Raw genomic sequence first — 22,927 nt, 5'->3', positions numbered from 1 at the left:
ATCATTATCAATTAGAGAGGGGCAGCAATTTGATGACTGAAGACGCGCACGCTTCCGCTCCACTCCGCTCTTTGCTCTTTCATTTGTCGCAGATCGAGCTGTTCAGCCAGCCTGTCGGCTGGACCGGCGACATACAAACGGAGAACAGCCATTCGTTACTTATTTTTACAAGCGGCTCGGGCAGCCTCACCGTGGATGGCCGTCCCTTCCATTTCGCCGCTGACAAATGCTACTTGCTGGCGCCCGGACACGCGGCCCGCATCAGCAGCGGATACGATAGCGCTGTCCGCTTCTTCCGGCTTGCCTTCGCCGCCATCCGGACAGGACATTCCAGGTATACGCCTTATGCGGGCAGCCTGATGCCGGATCGCTATGCTCTTGCGGCCTATCCGTTCTCCCGGCTTATTCGTATCGTGGACGAGCTGTATGCAGGGAGACATCACCGTTCCGATTTGGAGTCTTTCCGGTGGCAGCTGCGTTTTCAGGAGATCCTCCAATTTCTGTTCGAGCAGAACTGCCGTTCCGAGCATGCGCCGAACCCGGCCCAGTCGGTCGAGACTACGATCGACTATTTGCAGAGCCATTATGGGGAGCCGATAACGGTCCGGCAGCTTGCCGAGATGGCCCGGCTGCCGCAGTGGCAATATACGGCCCTCTTCCAGGAGTTGACCGGCAAGAAGCCGCTTGACTATGTGACCGAGCTGCGCATCAACAGCTCCAAGCAGCTCTTGATCGCATCGCAGGATCCGCTGCGGGAGATCGCCCGCCAAGTCTGGTTCTCCGATGAATATTACTTCAACCGCCGCTTCCGGCAGACAACGGGGGTGACGCCGAGACAATATGCCCGTTCCATGAGAAGCCATACGCGAGTAAGGGATTGGACGGGGCATGAAGTCGAGATTCCGGCTCGGCCAGAGCGGATTTTCTACTATGGGGAGACGCTCGGGGATCTGCTGGCGCTTGGCTTGGATGCGATTGGCTGTCATAACCGTTTCAGCAATCATTCGCTTTTTCATGATCGGTTCATCTCTGTCGCAGACGTCGGTCATCCGATCAATCCGGACAAAGTGATGGGACTCAATCCGGATCTGATCATCTTCGCCAACGCAGATGAGCGGCAATACAGCCGCATCTCCAAAATCGCTCCTACGGTCACGTTCAATTCCTTCGCTCCGCTGGAGCACCGCTTGCATACGCTCGGCAGCTGGCTCGGCAAAAAACGCGAAGCCGATGAATGGCTTCGCGTCTATCATGCAAGGGCTGCGGCCGCCTGGCAGCGGTTAGGCTCATTGCTTGCTCTGGGAGAGACCGCATCCGTGTTCATCTATGAGCATGGCAGACGGCTATTTGTCATGGGCACGACCGGATTCTCGTCTGCCCTGTACCATCCTTCCGGCTTTCGTCCGGTAGAGCCCATTCAGCGAATGCTCGATGCGGGCACAGGCTTCGAGGAAATTGCGGAGCCGGATCTGCCCGCTTACGCGGGAGACCGGATATTTATGCTCATTCCGGAGAACGCCGAGTCCAAGGCCGCGATGGAGCGCATGATGCGCAGCCCGCTTTGGCACAGTCTCCCTGCCGTGCGAAGCGGCCGCGTCCATCTGGTCGACGCCGTGACATGGAACTACGCGGATGCCCTCACGAGAGAACTGCTGCTCGATGCGCTGCCTCGCCTCATGGGCAACATCGGTTAACATCCCCTGGGCGGCAATCCCCTCTCTTCCCGTGGAACACCGTGCCGCCGAGCGCGGCTGCGCGGTAAAGGGGCTTCCCCCCCATCACTGGGCCTGCGGACCTTCATCCTCCACAACGCCGAGGGCCCGGTTCTTCTCCGCAAAGCGTTCATTATGCGAGGATACATACGCCATATAATGCGCCTCCGGTTCCAAATAAAGCTTGGCGCTGTTGACCGCCAGTGCCGCGTCCGTGAACGCTCCGGCAATCAGATTGACCTTGCTCGGGAAGCTGGCGAAGTCGCCGGCGGCGTAAATGCCCGGCATATTCGTCTCGAGCTTGCCGCCCGTATATACGTTCCAATCGTCCATCTCCAGCCCCCATTCCGCAATTCCGCTGAAATCGGATTTCAAGCCATGATTGACGATAACCGCATCGACCTCGATCCTCTCCGCTTCGCCGGATTCGATATGGCTTATCGTGACGCTCTCGATCGATTGCCCGTCCCCCGAATGAAGCCGGGTTACCGCATACGGGGTTCGAACCTGGACGGACGACGACTTCATCCGTGCTACATTGTTCTCATGTCCGCCGAAGCGGTCGCGCCGGTGGACCACGGTCACGCTGGCGGCGATCGCCTCCAATTCATTGGCCCAGTCCACGGCCGAATTGCCGCCGCCGGACAGCAGAACCCGCTTGCCGCGGAATGGCTCCAACTCCTGCACGGTATAGTGCAAATTCGCCGACTCGTAACGCTCCGCCCCTTCGATCTCCAGCTTCTCCAGCTTCAGAATGCCGCGCCCGAGCGCAAGTATAATCGTGCGGGTCCAATGCGTCTCTCCCGTCTCGGCCGTAAGCAGATACGTTCCGTCTTCCCGGCGGGTCAATCCCTTAATCTGCTGCCCGAAGACGAGGGTCGGCTCGAACACCTTCGCCTGCTCCGCAAGCTGCCCGATCAACCGATCGCACCGGACGGGCGCGAAGCCGCCCACGTCCCAGATCATCTTTTCCGGGTAAATGAGCAAGCGTCCGCCCAATTCCTCCCTCGCTTCAATCAGCTTCGTCTTCATATCGCGCATTCCGCTGTAAAAAGCGGCGTACATCCCTGCCGGGCCTCCGCCGATAATGGTGACGTCATACAATTCCATTGGTTTCTCCACGTTCCATTCCTCCTGTATGCATGTTCCGGTCTACTGATATTGATTCTCAATCGTTCGCTTGCCATTGTAGCCCGCCTGCTTCCGGACGGCAATGGACAAACAAGAGCGTTTCTTTGTACAATTTCAATCATTACATCTGCATGTGACGGAGGAATCGGAAGGATGAGAATGACAAGAAGCCATCTCGCCAAGCTTACCGGACTGCACAAGGAGACGATCCGCTACTATGAACTCCAAGGAGTGCTGCCTGCTCCCGAACGGGCGGCTAACGGCTACCGGGTCTATACCGATAAAGATCGGGTACGGTTGAAATTCATCAAGGACGCCAAGTCGCTCGGATATTCACTGAATGAAATTAAAGAAGTATTGCAGCTGCTGTCAACCCGAATGGAGGCGAATGAGCTTAGAGAGGTGGTGCGGGACAAAATCGGCCAGCTCGAAGCCCGAATCGAAGCGCTGCAAAAGATGAAAGGGCTGCTGAGTGAACTGCTGGCGACAGCGGAGGAAGATATCCACCAATATTTGCGGACATTCCGTTCGGACGATGATAACCAGGACTTGACATTGTAGCATGCTACAGACTTTATACTACGGGTGATAACAACAGAGAACCCGTTCCCTGAATCCGGGAACGAGTTCGTTGCACTGGAGGTATGTAACATGACAGGATTGGAAATTGTCGTCACCGCCGCCAACCTGCTGGCGGCCGGTTGGATCTGCTTCGGCAAGAAGAATAAGGGACGGGACGCGTCGGCACTGTCTTTGCTGGCCGCCGCCTTCCTGCTGCATGCCGGTCTCGGCCAGCTTCGGCTGCAAATGATCCCCGCCTATATCTTGGCTATGATTTTAGGCCTGGTGCTTTTCGCCCGAATCATTCGCAGCGGGAATGGCCGGCTCCGCCCGGCTCGCCTCGCGATCGCAGTGCTGTCGCTGCTCGTGCTGGCCTTGTCCGGAGCATCCGCCTATTTGACGTATCTGTTCCCGGTCTTCGCCCTGCCGGAACCGACCGGCTCCTATGCGATCGGCACCGCATCCTATCACCTGGTCGATCAGAGCCGGAAGGAGACCTATACAGGGGATAAGGGCGATAACCGGGAATTGATGATTACTGTCTGGTACCCGGCCGATTCCGATGCCGCGGCCAAGCTGCCGCGCAAGCCCTATCCGAAGGAAGTGACCGAAGCAATGAGTCTTGTATTCCATTTCCCGCAGTCCCTGTTCGGATATCTGGACGCCATTCCGACGCATACGGTCGAGGGAGCCGGCGTCTCGGGCGGGCAGGCGAAATATCCGCTGCTGCTGTTCTCTCCCGGGGTGCGTTCCACGCGCTATCAGAGCATGACGATAGTCGAAGAGCTGGCCAGCAGCGGATATATCGTCGTCGGCATCGATCATCCGTACACGTCTTCGAAGGTGGATTTCCCCGAAGGAAGGAGCGTGCTGTACCGCCCCGATCCGGAGTACCCTACTTCCGCAGCGCAGTATGAAGCGAACGTGACCGGAATTGACATTCGTTCCGAGGATGCCCGCTTCGTGCTGGACACGCTGACCGAATGGAACTCCGGCATGGGCGATGCGGACCATCTGCTGCGCGGCAAGCTCGACCTCGATCGGGTCGGCATCTTCGGGCATTCCTACGGCGGCGCGACAACGGCCGAGACGCTGGCCAAGGACAGCCGCTTCAAGGCCGGCGTAAGTCTGGAAGGCGGATTCTGGGGCAGCGTGGCGCACACGGGCTTGAAGCAGCCGTTCATGTACATGCTGACCTCCGATACGGCGGACATGATCCGGGAGCAGCTTGAAGGGAAGCAGTCCGCCGGGGAAGACGGGATCGGCCAAGGGACGCGGGAGAAGCTATTCTACGAGGAATATATTCCGGATCTGCAGTCCGTCTTCGAGAAAAGCTCTGCCGACCGTTATTACTTGACCGTCAAGGGCTTCTTCCATCAAAGCTTCGCGGATGTCGCGCTCCTGTCTCCGCTGTTCGCCAAGGAGGTGTCTGCGGACCAATCCGGCCGCATTAACCGTGACTATGTCCGCTCCTTCTTCGACCGCTACTTGCTCGGCAAGGAAGCGCCGCTGCTGGACGGGCCGTCGCCTCAGTATCCCGAGGTGGAGTTCGATCCGAAGCTGACAACGACCGGAGCGGCGGGGACGCCATCCCGGTAGACGCCGGATCCGGCCGCGGCTCTGCACCGCACCTCCGCTGAACGGTTCAGAGCCGCCGCAATCCGCGCCGACCGAGTACCGGGTCCGCGCGGCACATGGGCACCAGCCTGAGTGCCTCAGTCCGCAGGACCCGCGTGCTCCCCTCATATGGCACGCCCTGCATGACTTCGCTTCCGCCTCGCCGAGCAACATCGCAGAGACGCTCCGGCCGGCCTAATCCTGTTCGATCACCGGCTGAATTCCCGGATACTTGACGACAGGCCATTTTGTCTTGCGCAGCGCCTTCATCAGCTCCGGCGACCCATACACATTGTCTCTCACCAGATCATGCGGAGTCAGCGCCATCCATTGGTTGAGAGATACGTCGGCGAAGCGGTCGCTCTTGAACATTTCCAGGAACCACAAGCTGTCCGTGCCTGTGTTCTGAATGTAATGGCCGAATGCGAACGGCACGTATCCGACATCGCCCGCCCGATAATTGAACGTTCGTGCCGTTCCGTTGCCGGCGAAGACTGTCATTCGCCCTTGACCGCTAAGATAATACTGCCATTCATCATTATTCGGATGCCAGTGCAGCTCCCTCATCGCGCCGGGCTTAATCTCCACCAGGGCGGCGGCCACCGTAACGGATACGGGGAAGTTGGAGGAATCGACGATGCGGACAGAGCCTCCCGGCGTCGTCAGCGGAGGCTGGGCAAGCAGACGATGCACGAAGCTCTGCTCGACGGTGCCGCTCGGGTCCGGCACCTGCGCCTCCGAGATCGGACCCGGAACCTCGTCCTGGAAAATATACAATTGCTCGGCCGGCACATGCTTAAATGCGCTGATCGGCACTCCGAAATTGGCCGACAACACTTCCTTCGGGGTGTGCGCGAACCAATCGGAGATCGAGAGGGTGTTGAGATCGGAGAAATTGCCGTCATCGAAGACAAGCAGGAACTCGCAGCCTTCCTCCAGCCCCTGAATCGAATGAGGAATGCCCGGGGGGAAATACCACAAATCACCCGGACCGACATCGGCAATAAAATTGCGGCCGTTCTGATCGACCGCCGTAATCCTCGCCCGGCCCAATATCATGAAGGCCCATTCGGCCTGCTGATGCCAATGGAGCTCTCTTACCCCTCCCGGCGTAAGACGCATGTTCACGCCGGCCAGCGTCTTCGCGACCGGCAGATCCCGCACCGTAACCTCGCGTGACCATCCTCCCTGATTCAGCTGCATATGCGCGTCAGAGAACGAGAACTTCAAGTTCGGCACCAGTCCCTCGTCCGTAACCGGCGGCACGAACATGTCCGGGTTCTCCCGATCGCGCATCACATCACGCGGGCCATAATCGGTTGCACCGGCGCCGTCGCTTTTCCGAATCGGATGCGGGATGCATTCCGGATCCGCCTGCTTCGGATTATGTTGCACCCGTTAACCACCTCCGCCTCAATTTGTTGTAGCCTGGCATCTTTCCTAGACGAACCATTGAGGATCTGCAGGTTATCTCCCCGTACAAATCACTTGAACCATATGAGGCGGAGGCGACGATTATTCCCGCAAATAAACGAGACAGACACGGGATGCTTCCGGATCACATCTCATTTATCCACATAGACGGATATCTCAATCAGGTTTTCATCCGGATCCCGCACATAGACCGAGATGATGCGGCCGACGGCGCCGGTGCGAACCACCGGCCCCTCCTCTATCGGAACGCCGCATGATTCCAGATGCTCAATGACCTGTTCGATAGACGTCTTGGTAATAAGGCATAGGTCGGCAGAGCCCGGAACCGGCTTCCTGGCTCTCGGCTCGATGTCCTGGCCCACTTCATGCAGATTGAATTTCTGCCGGCCGAACCGCAATGCTTTCCGGTTGTCGCCGAAAGTAACGACTTCCATGTTCAGCACATGATGATAGAAATGAATCGTTTTTTCGATATCTTTTACTGTCAAGACGAGATGATCCAACGCTTCGATAGTCAACATCTGATCTCTTCCTTTCCTTAAAAGGTTCCTGCACTTATGCCAAGTGATAGTGTGGCAGACGGCATTTCAGAGCAGCGCCCGTACACATAGAAGCATAGATTCGCCATAACTACGGTATTCGTGTTCGTCAGCCGCCATGTCACTGACAGGATACGACCAGCACATCCATATCGCGGGCATGGCGCAGCAGCGACCGGACCGTCGAGCCGCGGACAAGCTCTTTCGCCAGCGTCCGCTTCCTCGGTTGGCCGACAATCAGTTGGGTCGCCCGGCATGCGGCAGCTTGGCACAGAATGACTTGGTGTACGAGTTCAGACTTCGCCGCGTCATGAACCTGGAACGTCCCGCCCAAGCGGACCGTCATCTCCTCCAGCCCGGCGATCCGGCTGAGCTCTTCCTCCGCTGCTTCCCTTCCTCGCGGACGCACATGGATCACATGCCATTCGGCCTTGAGGCGCCAGGAGATGCGGAATCCGCGGCGAATCAATGTTTCCGCAGATGGCGCATTCGGCACGCAGACGATAATGGCCTCATGACGGCGCCACGGTCCGCGCAGCGAAGAGGTCCGTTCCCACGATTCCAGCCGCTCATCGACATCGTCCGCTATCTCCCGCAGAGCCAATTCCCGCAGGGCAATCAAGTTTTCCGTTTTGAAAAAATGAGTTAGCGCCTGTTCCACCTTCTCCATCGCATAGATTTTTCCCTCCCTCATTCGCTGCCGCAGCATCTGTGGAGTCACGTCGATAAGCTGCACTTCGTCCGCCGCATGGAGCACGCGGTCCGGCACCGTCTCGCGTACGCGAATGCCGGTCAGCTGCCCTACCGCATCATTCAAGCTCTCGAGATGCTGCACGTTGACGGTCGAGATGACCGATATTCCTGCGTTCAGCAGCTCTAGCACATCCATATACCGCTTCTTCCGTGCGCTTCCCGGCACATTGCTATGAGCCAGTTCATCCACGAGCACGACATCCGGCCGGAATCGAAGCACCGCCTCCGTATCCATCTCCTCGAGGCGCGCTCCCCGATACGTGACGATCCGGCGCGGCACGATGGCGAGGCTCCCCGCTTGCGCCTGCGTATCGCTGCGGCCGTGAGTCTCCAGCAGGCCGATTATGACATGAAGCCCTTTGCGCTGCAGCTCATTGCCTTCGCGCAGCATCGCGTACGTCTTGCCCACGCCCGGAGCAGATCCGACATATACTTTGAAGCTGCCTCGCTTCGGCGCGGCGGCCGCGTCCTCTCCTCTCGGCGAGTCCGAACGCCCCTGACTTCCGGCGGCGGCGGGCCCCCTCATCTTGGCTGCCAACACACGCTCCCCTTCATATAGAGAACGATCCGCCATGAAGAACAGATCGATGCGATCCATCCTCCGCAGCAAGCCATTGACCGCGGAGCCGTGCCAGAGCTCCTGGAGCCGGGTCTGCCTGGAATGGCCCAATACGATCCGGGTCGCCTTCTGCTCGGCCGCATAGCGGTTAAGCGCGTCCGGGAAGGAGCGGCGGGAAGGAAGCGGACGCTCCTCGAATCGTCCGCCTACTTTCTCCGTCAGCTTCCGCATCGAACGCCGGAAGGCGCGCTCCTCCCGGGTCAGCTTCTTCCCCGGCCGAATGAACGCGGCGACCAGCATATCGCCATTAAGCCGCCTGGCTATCTGCTGGCCGCGGCGTATATAGAGGGAGCCGTTCCAGTGATACTGCACGGCGACGAGGATGCGCTCCGCCGAACCGGCCGGCCCGACCATGCCCTTCGCTTCCCGGCGCTGCGCGAGCGAGGCGTGCGCGTCCTTGGCGACCAGCCGCAGCGCAAGCTCCCGCAGCAGCGCCACATGATCGCGCCGGAATGCGGGGGCGCCCGGAAGCGTCGCCCCTTCCCCGCCAGCGCCCTCGGCCGCCGCCAAGCGGGCGATCATCGTCTCCGGAGTGATGTCGATGAGCCTCACTTCGTCGGCCAGCGCCAGCACGTCGGCGCTTACCGCGGCTTCACCCGCGAGGCCCGATAAGGCCCGAGCCTCCTCATTCGCCCCGTCCAGCTCATAGACGTTCACCGTCGTAATGACGCTGATGCCATGGGCGAGCAGGCAGCGGATATCGTCTAGCCGCGTTCGGCGCCGCGCCTCCGGGCGATTGCGATGGGCCAGGCCATCAATGAGCAGCACGTCCGGATTGCGGGCCAGGATCGCCTCCACATCGAGATCCTGCTTGACCGCATTCCCTGGCCACCGAATGCCGGGAATGGATTCAAGCTCCGTTCCCGGCTCCGCCAGACCGGCCGGGTATTGGGTTGAGCCGCCTGCGACCGCCACATCGACGCCCCGGGCCTTCAGCAGCTGCCCTTCCTGCAGCAGCTCATACGTTTTCCCGCAGCCATTGACCGGGCCGATATACAGCTTCAATCTGCCATGCCGCCGCTTCGGGAGCGGCAATAATCGTTCATCCGGCGTCTCGCGCCGTTGCTCTTCCACATGTGATCCCTCCTTAAGGGGAAGGCCCTGCTTCCGCTTGAGCGACAAGCGTATGGGCAAGCCTGCAGGGCCGCTCCGTTACCGGTTCAGCAGCGCCCGGAGATCCAGATTCAGCGCCAGCACATTCACCCGCGGCTCGCCGAACAACCCGAGATCGCGTCCTTCCGTATGCTCGCCAACCAGCTTCTCCAGCTCGGCCGGCGCGATTCCGGTCAAGCCGCTGATGCGCGGAATCTGAACCCGTGCCGCTTCCGGCGTAATATGCGGATCCAGCCCCGAAGCGGAGTTGGTGACCAGATCGATCGGAAGCCGATCGGCCGGCACAGCCGGATTGCTGCGCTCCCAATCGCGGACGGATTCCTTCATCCGCGCCAGCAGCTCCGGATTGGACGGAGCATAGTTACTCGAGCCGGACGCTTCCGCCTGATAGCCGATGCTCGATATCCGGCCATGGAAATAACGCGGATCGTCGAACGGCTGGCCAATCAGCTCGGAGCCGATGACGGCTCCGCTGCTGTCGCGGATGAGACTCCCGTTGGCGCGTTCCGGCACCAAGGCCTGCAGCAAGCCGGTGCATGCGAGCGGATAGAGAATGCCGCACAACACGATGAAGACGAGGCTGAGTCTTGCCATGCTGATGACAGCCGCTACGCCGCTTCGGGCTGCCGGCGCCTCTACAGAATGGTTCATCATATTTCATCCTTCCTTCCCGATTCGGTTATACCCATAGATGAACGGCCAGATCGATTAATTTGATGCCGATGAATGGCGCTGCGACGCCGCCGAGGCCATAGATGAGCAGGTTGCGGCTGAGCAGCCGCGCGGAGCTCACCGGACGATAGGAGACACCCTTCATCGCCAGCGGAATCAGCAGCGGAATAATAATGGCATTAAATAGTAAGGCCGATAATATGGCCGACATGGGCGAACCGAGATCCATCACATTCAGCATGTTCATCTCGGGTATCGCGACCATGAACATGGCGGGGATAATCGCGAAATACTTCGCGATATCGTTCGCGATGCTGAAGGTGGTCAGCGCGCCGCGGGTCATGAGCAATTGCTTGCCGATCCCTACGACTTCGATGATCTTCGAAGGGTCGGAATCAAGATCGATCATATTGGCCGCTTCCTTCGCCGCGATCGTGCCGCTGTTCATCGCCAGTCCCACATCGGCCTGGGCCAGTGCCGGCGCGTCATTCGTGCCGTCGCCGGTCATGGCGACCAGCTTGCCTGCGGCCTGCTCCCGGCGGATGACGGCGATCTTGTCCTCCGGCTTGCTCTCCGCGATAAAGTCGTCCACGCCGGCTTCGGCGGCAATGGTCGCGGCGGTCAGCGGGTTGTCGCCCGTGCACATGATCGTCTTGATGCCCATCTTGCGGAGCTGCTCGAAGCGTTCGCGCATGCCCGGCTTGACCGTATCCTTCAAATAAATCAGTCCGACAATCCGCCCGTCTACCGCGACCGCGAGCGGGGTGCCGCCCTGCGCGGCAATCCGGTTCCCCTGCTCCTCCAGATCCGCGGGAATCGTCCCGCCTTGTCCGGCCGCCCATTTTTTGACCGCATCGACGGCCCCTTTGCGCACTTGGCGCCCATCCATCAGATCGACGCCGCTCATGCGGGTCTCCGCTCTGAATTCAATCCACTCTCCCCCCTCGGCAAGAGCAGGATTGAAGGCGAGGTTCTCCTTCTTCATCAACTCAAGCACGGAGCGGCCTTCAGGCGTATCGTCGTTCATGGAGCTAATCGCGGCCCATTCGGCCACGGTGCGCATCTGTTCATTCCCGACGGGCACGAACTCGCTTGCCATCCGGTTGCCGAAGGTGATCGTGCCGGTCTTATCGAGAATCATCGTGTTGATATCCCCCGCAGCCTCTACCGCTTTTCCGGACATCGCCAGCACATTGTACTGCGTCACCCGGTCCATGCCGGCTACGCCGATGGCAGACAGCAGCCCGCCGATCGTCGTCGGAATCAGACAGACAAGAAGCGCAATGAGAACCGCAACATCCAGCTGAATATTCAGGTAAGCTGCAATCGGGGCCAGAGTGACGACCACAATCAGGAAAATGAGCGTCAAGCTAATAAGCAGCGTATTGAGCGAAATCTCATTCGGCGTCTTCTGCCGCTTCGCTCCCTCGACGAGCGAGATCATCCGATCCAGGAACGTATCTCCCGGATCGCTCGTGATTCGTACCTTGATCGCATCGCTGACAACCCGCGTGCCGCCGGTCACCGAGCTGAAATCGCCGCCCGCTTCCTTGATGACGGGAGCTGATTCCCCCGTAATCGCGGATTCGTCCACGGTGGCGAGCCCCTCGACGACTTCTCCGTCGCCGGGAATCATCTCCCCTTGCGAGACGAGGACGATATCTCCCTTGCGCAGCTCCGATGCGGCCACTGCGGCGATGCCGTTCTCTGTCACTTGGTTCGCCACGATGTCCTGCTTCGTTTTTTTCAGAGCGCCCGCCTGGGCCTTGCCCCGCCCTTCCGCTAACGCTTCCGCGGCATTGGCGAACAGCAGCGTGAAGAGCAGGATCAGGAACACGGCCAGATTGAAGCCCATATTCTCCTCCGTACCGAAATAGCCCGGGAAAAGGAGCATCAGCAGGACGACGAAGGTGCCTGCCTCGACGACGAACAAGACGGGATTTCTCATCATCGTCACCGGATTCAGCTTCCGAAGGCTGTCCTTCCCTGCTTGCTTGACAATATCCTTCGTCAGCATGCGCTTGCGATTTGTCGTATTCATAACCGATTCACCTCACAGATTCCGGAGCGTCAGATGCTCCGCGATAGGACCAAGCACCGCAGCCGGGAGGAACGTAAGCGCCCCGATAATTAGGACGGTTCCGACCAAAATGCCGATGAATAGCTTGTTATCGGTCCGGAACGTGCCGGCCGTCTCGGGAACGGGCTGCTTGCGCAGCAGCGATCCGGCCACGGCAAGCAGCGCGATCATCGAGATATAGCGTCCCAGCAGCATGACGAGTCCGGTCGACAGATTCCAGAACGGCGTGTTGTCCCCCAGCCCTTCGAAGCCCGAACCGTTGTTGGCGGCGGAGGACGTATACTCGTAGAGCACCTGGGTAATGCCGTGGAAGCCCGGATTTGTAATGGCCCCTCGGCCCAGATCGGTAAGGAACGCAATCGCGGTCGGCGCCAATATGATAAGCGGATGCGCCAGGATCGCGATCGCAATCAGCTTCATTTCCTTCGCTTCGATCTTCCGCCCCAGAAATTCGGGCGTGCGCCCGACCATCAGTCCGGCGAGGAACACCGCCAGGATCGCATACATCAGCATGTTCACCAGCCCGACACCGTCCCCGCCGAAGACGCAGTTCAGCATCATCTGGGCGAGCGGCACCAATCCGCCCAGCGGAGTAAGTGTGTCGTGCATGTTGTTGACCGAACCGGTCGTCGCGGCAGTTGTCACCGTCGTGAACAGGGCGGACTGGGCGATGCCGAAGCGCACTTCCTTGCCTTCCATGTTGCCCTGAGACGCATCCACCCCGAGCGCGTTCCAGGCGGGATTGCCCGCGCTCTCCGCATAGCAGGCCAGGCTCAGGAACAGCAGGAACAGAATGGACATCGCGCTGAAAATAACCCATCCCTGCTTCCGGTTCGACGCGAAGCGGCCGAATGTATACGTAAGCGCCGCCGGAATGCACCACATCATCAGGATTTCGAGCACGTTCGTCAGCGGAGACGGATTCTCGAACGGATGCGAGGAGTTGACGCCGAAGAAGCCGCCGCCGTTCGTCCCGACATGCTTAATGGATACAAGCGATGCGACCGGGCCCGCAGCGATATGCTGCGTCCCGCCCTGCAGCATCGCCGCTTCGGTCACCGGAGCCAGCGTCTGCGGCACCTTGAGCGCCCCCAGGACAAGTGCCATCACGATGGCGAGCGGCAGGAGAAGACGCGTGTGCGCCTTGACGAAGTCGGTGAAAAAGTTGCCGATGGCTCGGCCCGTCAAGCCGCGCATGAACGCGATCGCCACCGTCAAGCCCGTCGCGGCGGAAGTGAACATCATCATCGTAATCACCGCCATTTGCGAGAAATACGACATTCCCGTCTCGCCGCTGTAATGCTGCAGATTCGTGTTGGTCATGAAGCTGATGACCGTATTGAACGCCAGCGTGTGCTCCATCTGATCCGTTCCGTTCGGATTCAGCGGCAGCAGATGCTGGACCCGTAAGATGACGTAGCTAACCGCGACGAGCATCAGATTCGTGGCAAGCAGGCTGAACATATATTTTTTCCAGCTCATATCCGGACGGCGGGCAAGCCCGCCCAATCTGTAGATTGCGTACTCCACCGGTCCGAACAGCCGGTCCGTGCGATGGGGCTCATTGGAGAACACAGCGTATATATAAGTGCCGAGCGGCTTCACCAGCAATAACAGCGCCAGCAGCACGACGGCGATTTGCAGCCAGTCCATAGAGCTTGCCTCCCTTAATTTCCTTCTATTGCTTCAGAATTTCTCCGGATGAACCAGAGCATAGCCTAAATATAAGAAGAGAAAGACAGTAACAATCCCGATGACAATCATCCGCGCTCTCCTCCTTCATCCACGACCCGCCCGCACCAGGCCAAGAAGCCATAGAACAGGGCGAATGCCGCAGCAATCAGCACGGCCATAACGAGATCAGACATGCGGATACCTCCTTAGGAATGAGCGGCGAAATCATCCGTTACCAAAAACGAATAATTCCGGCTCGCGGTATAAATGACATAGTTGGCGCCCAACCCGCGGTAGACGAGCCGCGGATTTTGATTTTCCGTAATGACATAAATCGGCTTCGACGTCCAGCTCCGGCAGATTTGCAGGTAACGGCAGCACAGATTCAAGCTTCGTTCGAACAAAAAGATTTTGCCGACGGCCAACTGCGGGATGACCCATGTTTTCTCATCGGACGTATGGAGCAGAATCAGATGGCGAGCGCCCAGAGCCCGCATCCGCTTAAGCTCACTACGGTTGTTCGCCAGGGCGGCGAAGGGAATGTCCTTCTCCAGCAGCAGCTTGACGAACGCTTCGCCTGCGGCATTCGGCGCAGACACCAGTACGACTTCCTGTTGATCCATTTCTTCTCTCCTCCGATTCTTCGTCCGGAGACAGCAACAAAAAAGAAGCCGGCAACAAGAGGAACTCTTCTCGCGGCTTCCAGGCACAGCAAATTTAACCGTGTCTTTCACGACGTTCGTTGCCTCTCTCGGTACGCTTACGAGGTTAGCTGTCGGATTCGGGCGAGAGAGTCGCCCTACCTCGGGACATGGCGCATCATCCGCGCCTTCGCATGCCCCGGGATTCACCCCATGAATGTCCGCAGACATCCGGTTGGTTCCCCCGCTCCCTGTCATACAGGGATTCAGCGATACAGACAATCATGTGCAGTTGGCATACAAAAGACCGCAGAGGAACCCCCTGCGGCCGCAATGGTCACAAGTTCATCATCCTCTCCCTCATGAGCGCAGCAGCCGCGGATCGCGGAATGCCGCACTCAACAACGCTTACGAGGTTAGCTGTCGGATTCGGGCGGTGAGAGTCGCCCTACCTGAGTGATGCGGCCCTAGGCGCCGCGCTCAGGATTCACCCCATGTGCCGCTGATCGACTCTCACACCGATCAGGCCGCACCGTTGGTTCCCCCGCTTTCCTTGCGGAAACTCAGCGATTGTGAAATGCAAATATTTGAAATTCATGAATCGTATATTACGCTTGCCTCCACGCTTTGTAAAGGAAGCGGAAAGGCAGAAAAATTCCGTTTTTGCAAGAGTAGGAGAAACGGCAGCGTTTACAAGCAGAGCTTTCTTTACCTGGCTCGCTGTAGCTCGTGTTTTCGCTTATATTCTGATTCGGCCGGAGAACGTCCTCTCGTTGCGGAACTTCGAATGAAATGTCCGTTTCCGCTCCCGGGAATGCACAAAAAAACCGTCTCCTCACAAATGGTTGCGGCGATGCCTCCATTTGACTCAGAAACGGTTTCTTTTTGTTTTGAAAGAACCCTTCCGTCCGTCTATTCAAGTCTGGACGACGAACGAAAATCCTTCAATCTCCTCCGCCGCCTCTTCGAACAGCTCCAACAGCTTGCGGCCGTACTCTCCCAATCTTTGCTCGCTTGCCTCATAATCGAGCCAGGTAACCGTCAGCGGCAGCTCGACATATCCGGCAAGACAATCCCATAGCGCGTCCAGGTTGCGGCCGTAATGCTCCGGCAATTCGAGCGCTTCCTGCAAGAACGCATGCAGCTGCTCCTTGCTCGCGATGGAGCTTCCCTCTAGGACTACATTACGCACGGAACGTCCCCCTTTCTCATTCTATCGGTTCGAACGTCTCATAGTGATCTTCGGTCTTATAGATCAGCCCGTCGTTCGAAAATACAATTCTATCCTTCCCCCGATGGCCCTTCGTATAGTTGATATCCGCTTCATACCAGACTCTGCCCTTTTTCTTGGGCAGCTTCCCTTCCCGGTTGCGGAATATGTCGCCCCCGATGCTTTTGCCTGGAGCTGCCTCATGCAGATTGCCTTGGCGGGCATCCCAGCCCAACCTCCTGGCTTCTTCCTTCGTAATGAAGTTGTCCGGCAATTGCTGGTGCGACTTGATATAGTTCGCAACCTCTTCGAAGCCGGTCAGCTCCTTACTGCCCGAATCCGGAATTGCGGACGGCTTGCTGTCCAGACCGCAGCCCGCAAGCAGCAGCAAGCTCAATAGAAAGACCAGCACTGATTTGATGACTTTCAACAATGTCTACCCCGCTTCGCTCTTCGTAGAGCAGAAAGCTTCATGATGTTCTTCCTGCCCTCTCGCTGTAGTATCAACTATCTTTTCTCAATTTTCAACCCCTAGCTTGCGACTATCCCTCCCGATCCGCTTCTATCAAATTCTAGGTGGCTGTCTGCGGGAAGAATGTCCAATCAAGGCCAAAACGCCTTGCATATAATGCCACTAGGTTCGACACTAATGAGAGAGAGGAGCTGAGACTCATGTCTCATGGATGCAAAAAAATCGCTGGCGAAGAGTTTTGCCCGAGCAAAGCGGTTTTCGATCCGCCGCAATATATCTTCAACAAAACGTACCATCCGCAGCAAGTCGATGTGGTTCACCCGATCGAAGTCATTAATCAACATTTCTGCCTGCCGGTATTCAAGCATGTGTTTCCCGTAAAAGAGAAGGATGTATTTTGCTCCAGCGCAAGAAAACGGAGAAGAGCGAGAAGATAATAATTATTTCCATTTCACTCCTTATCATTGACAAACGGATGAAACAAGTCTTATGATAACAAAGTAATTTTTCATAAAATCCTCGTTAGGTGAGGCTCCTATACAAACATAGGCCACTGCCCGGAAATATCGAAAGATACCAATGGGTAGAACAGGAACTGCCGGATTAAGGCTTTTCTTAACGTGGCTAAGAGCGGACGCTCTTTACGTTGTATAGTGCTAAAACTAGACTAGGGGGAGCAAATGACGCTGTAGCCTCTATTTCTGCGTGTATCCAACCCTCTAGATCTGTCTAGAGGGTTTTTTCATTTCTGTTGTGAAAAGGGGGAATGCGTCCATGGACAGCGGACCTAGCAGTCAACAGCCGCATAGGCGACAACATCCTGTACTGAGGAAGAGCCGTCTGCTTGTTGCTCTTCAAGCGATACCGGACTTATTTTATTCCCCCGAAAAAAATCGATGGCGGCGGGTTTATTTAAGCATGCGTATGTGACTTGAACGGGCATCGGTATACGGTTCAGGCTCCCTCTGGAATACAGGGGGAGCTTTTTTATGTTACATGTTCGAACGAATCGATACCGTAGGGATTCTGAGATGACCTGCGAGAGGAGGAATTTACAATGGCACGGAAAGCGAAAAACAAAGATGAACTGGCGCAAAAAACCGCACAACGCCTCATTCAGGCATCCATCTCGCTGGAAGAAGATGTAATGGAGGAATGGCATACCCGCCCCCAAGGTCTGACCGACGCCGAAGCTAGCGCGCGAATCGGGCAGTACGGCAAAAATCAAGTGGCCCGCGAGAAGCCGCCTGCATGGTATATTCAACTGTTGTCTAGCTTTGGCAATCCATTTATTTTGATACTGCTTTTTCTGGCAGCCTTTTCCTATATCGCCGAGCAGGATATCCAAGCCGTTCTCATTATTTCGACGATGGTAACCGTCAGTGTCATCATTACGTTCACCCAGGAATTCCGCTCGTCGCGCACGGCGGAGAAGCTGTCGGCCCTGGTCCGAACGACTACCTCGGTATGCCGGCAGGGACGCCGCCAGGAGATCGACAACGAACTGCTGGTGCCTGGTGATATTATCTACTTGTCCGCCGGGGACATGGTTCCGGCCGACGTCAGGCTGATCGCCGCCAAAGATGTCTATGCCGGCGAATCCGCCCTGACAGGCGAGGCGCTTCCAGTGGAAAAATTCGATGCGCTGCCGCAGGGCATATCCCGGCTGGCAAGCGCGAACCGAAGCAAGGCCGCGAACGCGCTTGAGTTGACGAATATTGGCTACATGGGAACCAATATTATCAGCGGCACGGCTACGGCCGTCGTCATTGCGACCGGATCCGATACGTATTTCGGTTCGATGGCCAGCCATCTGACGGGCAAAGCTCCCCTCACCAGCTTCGATCTCGGCGTGAAGAGCATCACCTATCTCCTTATCCGCTTTATGCTGATTATGGTTCCGGTCATCTTTTTCATTAACGGATTCACGAAAGGCGACTGGTGGGACGCTCTCTTGTTCGGCCTGTCGGTGGCGGTCGGATTGACGCCCGAAATGCTGCCCGTCGTCGTGGCCGGGAATCTGGCCAAAGGAGCGGCAACGATGGCCCGCAACAAAGTCGTCGTGAAGCGCCTCCACGCGATCCAGAATCTTGGGGCGATGGATATTCTGTGCACAGACAAAACGGGAACGTTAACGGAAGACCAAATCGTGCTGGAACAGCATCTTGACATCAATGGCAATCCGGACAAGAGCGTGCTGGAATATGCCTGCTTGAACAGCTATCATCAGACCGGCCTGAGCAATCTGCTCGATGCCGCCATATTGAAGCATACCGAATATTCCCATATGATCAACCGCTATACGAAGCTTGATGAGATTCCATTCGACTTCAACCGGCGCCGGATGTCTGTCGTCCTTCGCGCTTCCCAGGAAGAGCATCTGCTCGTATGCAAGGGAGCGGTGGAAGAAGTGCTCGACATCTGCACGCATGTCTATGAGCATGGCCAGATCATCCCGCTCACAGCCGATCAGGCGGACAAAGCGCAGCGGCTCGCCCGAGAGATGAATGAGGACGGATTGCGCGTGCTGGCCGTAGCGATGAAGCGAACCCCTTCCCGCGATGAGCCTTACGGAATCCCAGATGAGCAGAACCTCGTGCTGGTTGGCTGCCTCACCTTCCTTGATCCGCCGAAGCCTTCCGCTCAGGAGGCTATCCGGGCGCTGGCAGACAACGGAGTCAATGTGAAAGTTATCACGGGGGACAATGCGGCAGTCGCTTGCAAAGTATGCAGAGATGTCGGGATCCGGACCGAGGCGGTTCTGCTTGGCGAGGCCGTGGATGCGCTGACGGATGAGCAGCTGGCCGAGATCGCGGAGCTGACCACCGTGTTCGCCAAGATCAATCCGCTGCAAAAAGCGAGAATCGTTCGTGTCCTCAAAAGCAGAGGCCATACGGTGGGCTTCATGGGCGATGGAATCAATGACGCCGTGTCATTGAAGGAAGCGGATGTAGGCATTTCTGTCGATACCGCGGTCGATATCGCCAAGGAATCAGCGGACATGATCTTGCTGGAAAAAAGCTTAATGGTGCTGGAGCAAGGCGTCATCGAAGGACGGAAGACGTTCGGCAATATGATCAAGTATATTAAAATGACCGCAAGCTCCAATTTCGGCAATATGTTCAGCGTTCTGGCCGCCAGCGCCTTTCTTCCCTTCCTGCCGATGCTGCCGATTCATTTGCTGCTGCAAAATCTGTTTTATGATATTTCACAGCTCTCGATTCCGTGGGACACGATGGATAAGGAGTATTTGCGGAAGCCGCAAAAATGGAATGCCAAGTCGATCAGCCGATTTATGGTGTTCATCGGCCCGATCAGCTCGATTTTCGATATTACGACGTATGCCTTGATGTGGTACGTCTTCTCGGCCAATTCCGTCGACCAGCAAGCACTGTTCCATTCCGGCTGGTTCATCGAGGGCTTGCTGTCGCAGACGCTGATCGTGCACATGATCCGAACCGAGAAAATACCCTTTGTCCAAAGCACAGCCAGCACTCCCGTGCTGGTCCTGACGGGGCTGGTCATGGCGTGCGGGATCGCGCTTCCTTTTACCGGAATGGGCGCCGCCATCGGTCTTGTGCCGCTGCCGCTGTCGTTCTTCCCTTGGCTAGTTGCGACATTGCTCTGTTATTGCGTGCTGACCCAGACGGTCAAAACCTGGTATATTCGTAAATTCGGAGAATGGTTGTAATTTATGTGGAGTGTATCGGAATCCCCAGCCATGCCCTGTCCCCGTTTGGATGAGGAACGGGCTTGTCTCATTGCTAAAAATTTACCTTGCGCGGTAAACATCGAACGGCCCCGATCATACGATGTGGGTAATCATCGAGGGAAGGAGATTGCAATCATGGAGGTTCCGATTACTGGATTTGTGCATCATAGCGAGGAGGGAGACATGCACTCCCACAAGTTATATATTACTTCGTGGAATGGGAGACCTGTGCATGTGCATGAGTTTTCCGGCGTCACGTCCGTAGATGTCGGTCATCGGCATAAATACGCCGGAACGACGGAAGCGGCTCCGAGCGGAGTTCAGCATACGCATCAATATTATGCGGCGACCTCATTCGATGCCGGACATTCGCATATTATCAGAGGCACGACGGGCCCGGCCATTCCCCTGCCTGGCGGCGGTCATATTCATCTCTTCGAAGGCGTCACGACGGTGAATGGAAGCACTCCCCACGTCCATCATTATGAAGGCAGAACGGGGAATGAACTCTCCCGCTAAGTGGCGATTCCCTATTTCTTCATAAAATGGCCGTCCCGGCACATACTAAGCGGCATAACGACATTAAGGAGGAGCCATTCCTTGCGGATACAGCAGATCGAGACTTTTCCGCTCTTCTATCGTCTTGCCCGGCCATATGGCGACGCCAATGGCCCTAAAATGTACCGGACGAGTTATATTATCCGGCTGACAACCAACACCGGCGTTACCGGCTGGGGAGAATGCGCCGACTGGCTGCCGACGCTGCACTCCGGCTTCCATGAGCGGATTATTCCTTTTGTGATAGGCAAGTCCGTCGCCGAGCGCGGAACCTGGCTGCGCACGATCCGGAATTGGCATTCGCGCGCGGCTGCAGCCGTCAGCATGGCATGCACCGAAATTATGGCCCAAGCGTGCGGGCTGTCGGTATGCGATCTGTGGGGCGGCAAATATCGGAATCGCGTGCCCGTGTATGCATCCTTCCAATCATATAGCGAAGAAGCCGACTGGAAGCAGCGTTCCCTGCAGCAAGTGGAAAAAGCATTGAACGACGGTTTTGACAAGATCAAACTAAAAATCGGAGGGAAGTCTGTCGCGGAGGATCAGCAGCATGTGCGTGAGGTGCAGAAGCTGCTGTCGAGCGGCATCGGATTGGCTCTGGACGCCAATCAGAGCTATGACGCCGCGGCGGCGCTTCAATGGCAGCCGCTGCTGCAGTCATGGTCCAATCTGATGTGGCTGGAGGAGCCGCTTCCTGTCGCGCAAGCCGAAGAGTACGCGCTGCTGAGACAGCGGATCGCCGTGCCGCTAGCCGGAGGAGAAAACCTCGCTTCGGCCACGGCCTTCCTGCCCTTGCTGACGCGCCGGGCGATCGATATCATTACGCCCGATCCGCTGCATATGGCCGGGATCGACGAGTACAGGCATACGGTGTCCATGGCGCGCACATTCGGCATGCGCGCGGCCCCGCACGCCTATGACGGGGCGCTGTCCCGTCTATACGCCATGTTCGCCCAGGCATGTATCGAGCCGTGGACCAAAATGGACACGGATTCGATCGAGCCGGTGGAATGGGACGTGATGGACAATCCGTTCACCCGCCTTGTCCCGTTGCGGCCGGAGAACGGAGCCGTCACCCTTCCAGAAGGAACAGGGATTGGAGTTCAGCTGGATCAAGAACTGCTCGCGTTCTATCAATGGGACGGCAGCGCCTACACATAGGCATACCGTCCCTCCTAGGCATCTGCCGGAGTGCCGCCTCTATCCCCGCTCCGGCTGGATATGAGATCGGGACAAGCTCCGCCTAGCCTGTGGGGCTGCCCCCTTCTCCTTCCTCGGGGAAGCGATACGTCCAGAACCGTTCCCGGCTGTATCGCGCGCGGAACGCCGGATCATCCAGCGTTCAGCCGCCAAGCAGGTGCCGGACCTGGCTCTTATGCGCATGAATCGCATGGATCTTCTGCTCGACATAATCGCTGACATCGTGAACCTCATCCGCCGGGCCAAGCAGCTTCTCGCGGCCGGTTGCAATCGCGATGCACAGGACGCGGGGACGCTTGGCCGCCGGCATCCGCCCGACTGCCCGGACGACGGCGGCCCCGGTTGCGTCGTGGTCCGGATGAACGCTATATCCGGGATAGAAGGTATAGACGCATTCGGGGGCCAATTCCGCCAACAAGGCTTCGATTCGGTCCGCGAGCTTCTCTTCGTCTTCGAATTCTATCGTTTTGTCATGGTATCCCCACATCCGCAGGTCGCGAATGCCGATGCGGCGGCACGCCTCCTCCAACTCTCCCTTGCGGATAAGCGGCAGGGTAGCCCGGTTCGCGAACGGAGGATTGCCCATATTCCGTCCCATCTCCCCCAATGTCAGGCAGACGTACGTGATCTGCGTTCCTTCATGAATATGTGCGGCCAATGTGCCGGCGATGATCCCTTCGTCATCCGGATGCGGCAGGATGACGGCAATATGACGCTGTCTCTTCATAAGATGTCTGCTCTCCTCTTCGTCATCTCAAAATGGTTCTTCGCTTAGCTGGAGACTGACAATCAGTCTGCCTTCCTGATCATGGCCCGCCATAATCAGTCTGGCGTGCGCATGCGCCTGCTCGTCCCAATGAGTCAAGCCTTCCGCATACACCCAGCCGTCCGGCGTCTTCAGTCCGACCCGGTACGGTCCCTTCCCGGCGATCGAGCCGTCGGAATAACGGATGACGGTATTGGTGATGAAGGCGGAAGCGGTATGCTTCGTCTTGTCGCGATGGGACGCATAGGCCCCGGTCGTCATCTCGAGATGGAGATATAGTGGCTTCTCCCGCCATAATTGCAGCGCATGCTGCACCTTCTCTGGCTGTATCAACTGCATGTTCATTCCCCCGGACATGGAACAGCCCCTCGTCCGCCGGAAGGCGCAAGGGGCTATCTTCTTGATATCGCCGCCGACGCATGCATCGGCGGCGGTTATTGTGAATCCATTGCTTTTAGTGTAC

20 protein-coding genes and 3 riboswitches are annotated in these 22,927 nt (G+C 57.5%); of the genes, 7 read left to right on the top strand and 13 right to left on the bottom strand.

Going from position 1 to position 22,927, the window contains the following annotated elements; genetic code table 11:
* Positions 1 to 32 precede the first annotated feature (32 nt).
* Positions 33 to 1,694, top strand: a complete 1,662-nt coding sequence (locus tag NNL35_RS16800; protein WP_040731622.1) for an AraC family transcriptional regulator — start codon at positions 33 to 35, stop codon at positions 1,692 to 1,694.
* Positions 1,695 to 1,778: 84 nt separating this feature from the next.
* On the opposite strand, the gene NNL35_RS16795 is transcribed toward NNL35_RS16800, so the two are convergent.
* Entirely contained in the window at positions 1,779 to 2,822 is a 1,044-nt protein-coding gene (locus NNL35_RS16795) for an NAD(P)/FAD-dependent oxidoreductase (protein ID WP_006677367.1), read from the bottom strand.
* 174 nt (positions 2,823 to 2,996) lie between these two features.
* Between NNL35_RS16795 and NNL35_RS16790 the strand changes: the two genes are divergently transcribed.
* Together NNL35_RS16790 and NNL35_RS16785 are read left to right on the top strand one after the other, a co-directional pair.
* The gene (locus NNL35_RS16790; RefSeq protein WP_006677368.1) at positions 2,997 to 3,404 is read left to right on the top strand and encodes a MerR family transcriptional regulator; all 408 of its coding nucleotides are present in this window, start codon (positions 2,997 to 2,999) and stop codon (positions 3,402 to 3,404) included.
* Between the two features lie 90 nt (positions 3,405 to 3,494).
* Entirely contained in the window at positions 3,495 to 5,003 is a 1,509-nt protein-coding gene (locus NNL35_RS16785; RefSeq protein ID WP_006677369.1) for an alpha/beta hydrolase family protein, read from the top strand.
* 213 nt (positions 5,004 to 5,216) lie between these two features.
* Here NNL35_RS16785 and NNL35_RS16780 read toward each other — a convergent pair whose 3' ends face one another.
* The 10 genes from NNL35_RS16780 to NNL35_RS16740 form a co-directional block, all read right to left on the bottom strand.
* Positions 5,217 to 6,416: an oxalate decarboxylase family bicupin gene (locus tag NNL35_RS16780; protein WP_006677370.1), complete on the bottom strand. Its 1,200-nt coding sequence runs from the start codon at positions 6,414 to 6,416 to the stop codon at positions 5,217 to 5,219.
* 170 nt (positions 6,417 to 6,586) lie between these two features.
* Positions 6,587 to 6,976, bottom strand: coding sequence for a VOC family protein (locus NNL35_RS16775; protein ID WP_006677371.1), 390 nt, complete (start codon positions 6,974 to 6,976; stop codon positions 6,587 to 6,589).
* 139 nt (positions 6,977 to 7,115) lie between these two features.
* The gene (locus tag NNL35_RS16770) at positions 7,116 to 9,440 is read right to left on the bottom strand and encodes a universal stress protein (protein WP_006677372.1); all 2,325 of its coding nucleotides are present in this window, start codon (positions 9,438 to 9,440) and stop codon (positions 7,116 to 7,118) included.
* A 78-nt stretch (positions 9,441 to 9,518) separates the two neighbouring features.
* Positions 9,519 to 10,133: a potassium-transporting ATPase subunit KdpC gene (gene kdpC, locus NNL35_RS16765; protein WP_006677373.1), complete on the bottom strand. Its 615-nt coding sequence runs from the start codon at positions 10,131 to 10,133 to the stop codon at positions 9,519 to 9,521.
* A 25-nt stretch (positions 10,134 to 10,158) separates the two neighbouring features.
* On the bottom strand, positions 10,159 to 12,192 hold the full coding sequence (kdpB, locus tag NNL35_RS16760; RefSeq protein WP_006677374.1) for a potassium-transporting ATPase subunit KdpB: 2,034 nt from the start codon (positions 12,190 to 12,192) through the stop codon (positions 10,159 to 10,161).
* Between the two features lie 12 nt (positions 12,193 to 12,204).
* The gene (kdpA, locus tag NNL35_RS16755) at positions 12,205 to 13,884 is read right to left on the bottom strand and encodes a potassium-transporting ATPase subunit KdpA (protein WP_006677375.1); all 1,680 of its coding nucleotides are present in this window, start codon (positions 13,882 to 13,884) and stop codon (positions 12,205 to 12,207) included.
* Between the two features lie 33 nt (positions 13,885 to 13,917).
* Positions 13,918 to 13,995, bottom strand: coding sequence for a K(+)-transporting ATPase subunit F (gene kdpF / locus NNL35_RS30665; RefSeq protein WP_083835564.1), 78 nt, complete (start codon positions 13,993 to 13,995; stop codon positions 13,918 to 13,920).
* A gap of 116 nt (positions 13,996 to 14,111) precedes the next feature.
* A complete protein-coding gene (locus tag NNL35_RS16750) occupies positions 14,112 to 14,528 on the bottom strand; it encodes a hypothetical protein (RefSeq protein ID WP_006677376.1) in 417 nt (138 codons plus the stop codon).
* A 118-nt stretch (positions 14,529 to 14,646) separates the two neighbouring features.
* A riboswitch (cyclic di-AMP (ydaO/yuaA leader) is annotated at positions 14,647 to 14,828 on the bottom strand.
* A gap of 108 nt (positions 14,829 to 14,936) precedes the next feature.
* A riboswitch (cyclic di-AMP (ydaO/yuaA leader) is annotated at positions 14,937 to 15,125 on the bottom strand.
* Between the two features lie 337 nt (positions 15,126 to 15,462).
* Positions 15,463 to 15,738 carry a barstar family protein gene (locus NNL35_RS16745; protein ID WP_006677377.1) on the bottom strand — a complete coding sequence of 92 codons (276 nt, stop codon included), beginning with the start codon at positions 15,736 to 15,738 and terminating at the stop codon, positions 15,463 to 15,465.
* A 16-nt stretch (positions 15,739 to 15,754) separates the two neighbouring features.
* Positions 15,755 to 16,186: a ribonuclease domain-containing protein gene (locus tag NNL35_RS16740; RefSeq protein ID WP_040731627.1), complete on the bottom strand. Its 432-nt coding sequence runs from the start codon at positions 16,184 to 16,186 to the stop codon at positions 15,755 to 15,757.
* Between the two features lie 242 nt (positions 16,187 to 16,428).
* Here NNL35_RS16740 and NNL35_RS16735 point away from each other — a divergent pair, with 242 nt between their 5' ends.
* The 4 genes from NNL35_RS16735 (at position 16,429) to NNL35_RS16720 (ending at position 21,659) form a co-directional block, all read left to right on the top strand.
* Positions 16,429 to 16,665, top strand: coding sequence for a hypothetical protein (locus NNL35_RS16735; protein ID WP_006677379.1), 237 nt, complete (start codon positions 16,429 to 16,431; stop codon positions 16,663 to 16,665).
* 74 nt (positions 16,666 to 16,739) lie between these two features.
* Positions 16,740 to 16,909, top strand: a riboswitch (M-box (ykoK) riboswitch).
* A 376-nt stretch (positions 16,910 to 17,285) separates the two neighbouring features.
* Entirely contained in the window at positions 17,286 to 19,919 is a 2,634-nt protein-coding gene (gene mgtA, locus NNL35_RS16730) for a magnesium-translocating P-type ATPase (RefSeq protein WP_006677380.1), read from the top strand.
* Positions 19,920 to 20,075: 156 nt separating this feature from the next.
* On the top strand, positions 20,076 to 20,459 hold the full coding sequence (locus NNL35_RS16725; RefSeq protein WP_006677381.1) for a YmaF family protein: 384 nt from the start codon (positions 20,076 to 20,078) through the stop codon (positions 20,457 to 20,459).
* An 81-nt stretch (positions 20,460 to 20,540) separates the two neighbouring features.
* Positions 20,541 to 21,659, top strand: a complete 1,119-nt coding sequence (locus tag NNL35_RS16720) for a mandelate racemase/muconate lactonizing enzyme family protein (protein ID WP_006677382.1) — start codon at positions 20,541 to 20,543, stop codon at positions 21,657 to 21,659.
* 181 nt (positions 21,660 to 21,840) lie between these two features.
* On the opposite strand, the gene bshB2 is transcribed toward NNL35_RS16720, so the two are convergent.
* Both bshB2 and NNL35_RS16710 read right to left on the bottom strand, forming a co-directional pair.
* Positions 21,841 to 22,425 carry a bacillithiol biosynthesis deacetylase BshB2 gene (gene bshB2, locus NNL35_RS16715; protein ID WP_006677383.1) on the bottom strand — a complete coding sequence of 195 codons (585 nt, stop codon included), beginning with the start codon at positions 22,423 to 22,425 and terminating at the stop codon, positions 21,841 to 21,843.
* Positions 22,426 to 22,452: 27 nt separating this feature from the next.
* The gene (locus NNL35_RS16710) at positions 22,453 to 22,803 is read right to left on the bottom strand and encodes a YojF family protein (RefSeq protein WP_040731646.1); all 351 of its coding nucleotides are present in this window, start codon (positions 22,801 to 22,803) and stop codon (positions 22,453 to 22,455) included.
* Positions 22,804 to 22,927: the final 124 nt, after the last annotated feature.

Source organism: Paenibacillus dendritiformis, assembly GCF_945605565.1.
In the GTDB taxonomy this organism is placed as follows: domain Bacteria; phylum Bacillota; class Bacilli; order Paenibacillales; family Paenibacillaceae; genus Paenibacillus_B; species Paenibacillus_B dendritiformis_A.
This window is presented reverse-complemented; position numbering and strand designations above follow the sequence as displayed.

Coding starts and splice junctions, on each gene's coding strand:
- mgtA (WP_006677380.1), top strand. CDS start 17,286: ATGGCACGGAAAGCGAAAAACAAAGATGAACTGGCGCAAAAAACCGCA.
- NNL35_RS16800 (WP_040731622.1), top strand. CDS start 33: ATGACTGAAGACGCGCACGCTTCCGCTCCACTCCGCTCTTTGCTCTTT.
- NNL35_RS16795 (WP_006677367.1), bottom strand. CDS start 2,822: ATGGAATTGTATGACGTCACCATTATCGGCGGAGGCCCGGCAGGGATG.
- NNL35_RS16750 (WP_006677376.1), bottom strand. CDS start 14,528: ATGGATCAACAGGAAGTCGTACTGGTGTCTGCGCCGAATGCCGCAGGC.
- kdpC (WP_006677373.1), bottom strand. CDS start 10,133: ATGATGAACCATTCTGTAGAGGCGCCGGCAGCCCGAAGCGGCGTAGCG.
- NNL35_RS16735 (WP_006677379.1), top strand. CDS start 16,429: ATGTCTCATGGATGCAAAAAAATCGCTGGCGAAGAGTTTTGCCCGAGC.
- NNL35_RS16725 (WP_006677381.1), top strand. CDS start 20,076: ATGGAGGTTCCGATTACTGGATTTGTGCATCATAGCGAGGAGGGAGAC.
- bshB2 (WP_006677383.1), bottom strand. CDS start 22,425: ATGAAGAGACAGCGTCATATTGCCGTCATCCTGCCGCATCCGGATGAC.
- kdpF (WP_083835564.1), bottom strand. CDS start 13,995: ATGATTGTCATCGGGATTGTTACTGTCTTTCTCTTCTTATATTTAGGC.
- NNL35_RS16710 (WP_040731646.1), bottom strand. CDS start 22,803: ATGCAGTTGATACAGCCAGAGAAGGTGCAGCATGCGCTGCAATTATGG.
- NNL35_RS16775 (WP_006677371.1), bottom strand. CDS start 6,976: ATGTTGACTATCGAAGCGTTGGATCATCTCGTCTTGACAGTAAAAGAT.
- kdpA (WP_006677375.1), bottom strand. CDS start 13,884: ATGGACTGGCTGCAAATCGCCGTCGTGCTGCTGGCGCTGTTATTGCTG.
- NNL35_RS16785 (WP_006677369.1), top strand. CDS start 3,495: ATGACAGGATTGGAAATTGTCGTCACCGCCGCCAACCTGCTGGCGGCC.
- NNL35_RS16790 (WP_006677368.1), top strand. CDS start 2,997: ATGAGAATGACAAGAAGCCATCTCGCCAAGCTTACCGGACTGCACAAG.
- kdpB (WP_006677374.1), bottom strand. CDS start 12,192: ATGAATACGACAAATCGCAAGCGCATGCTGACGAAGGATATTGTCAAG.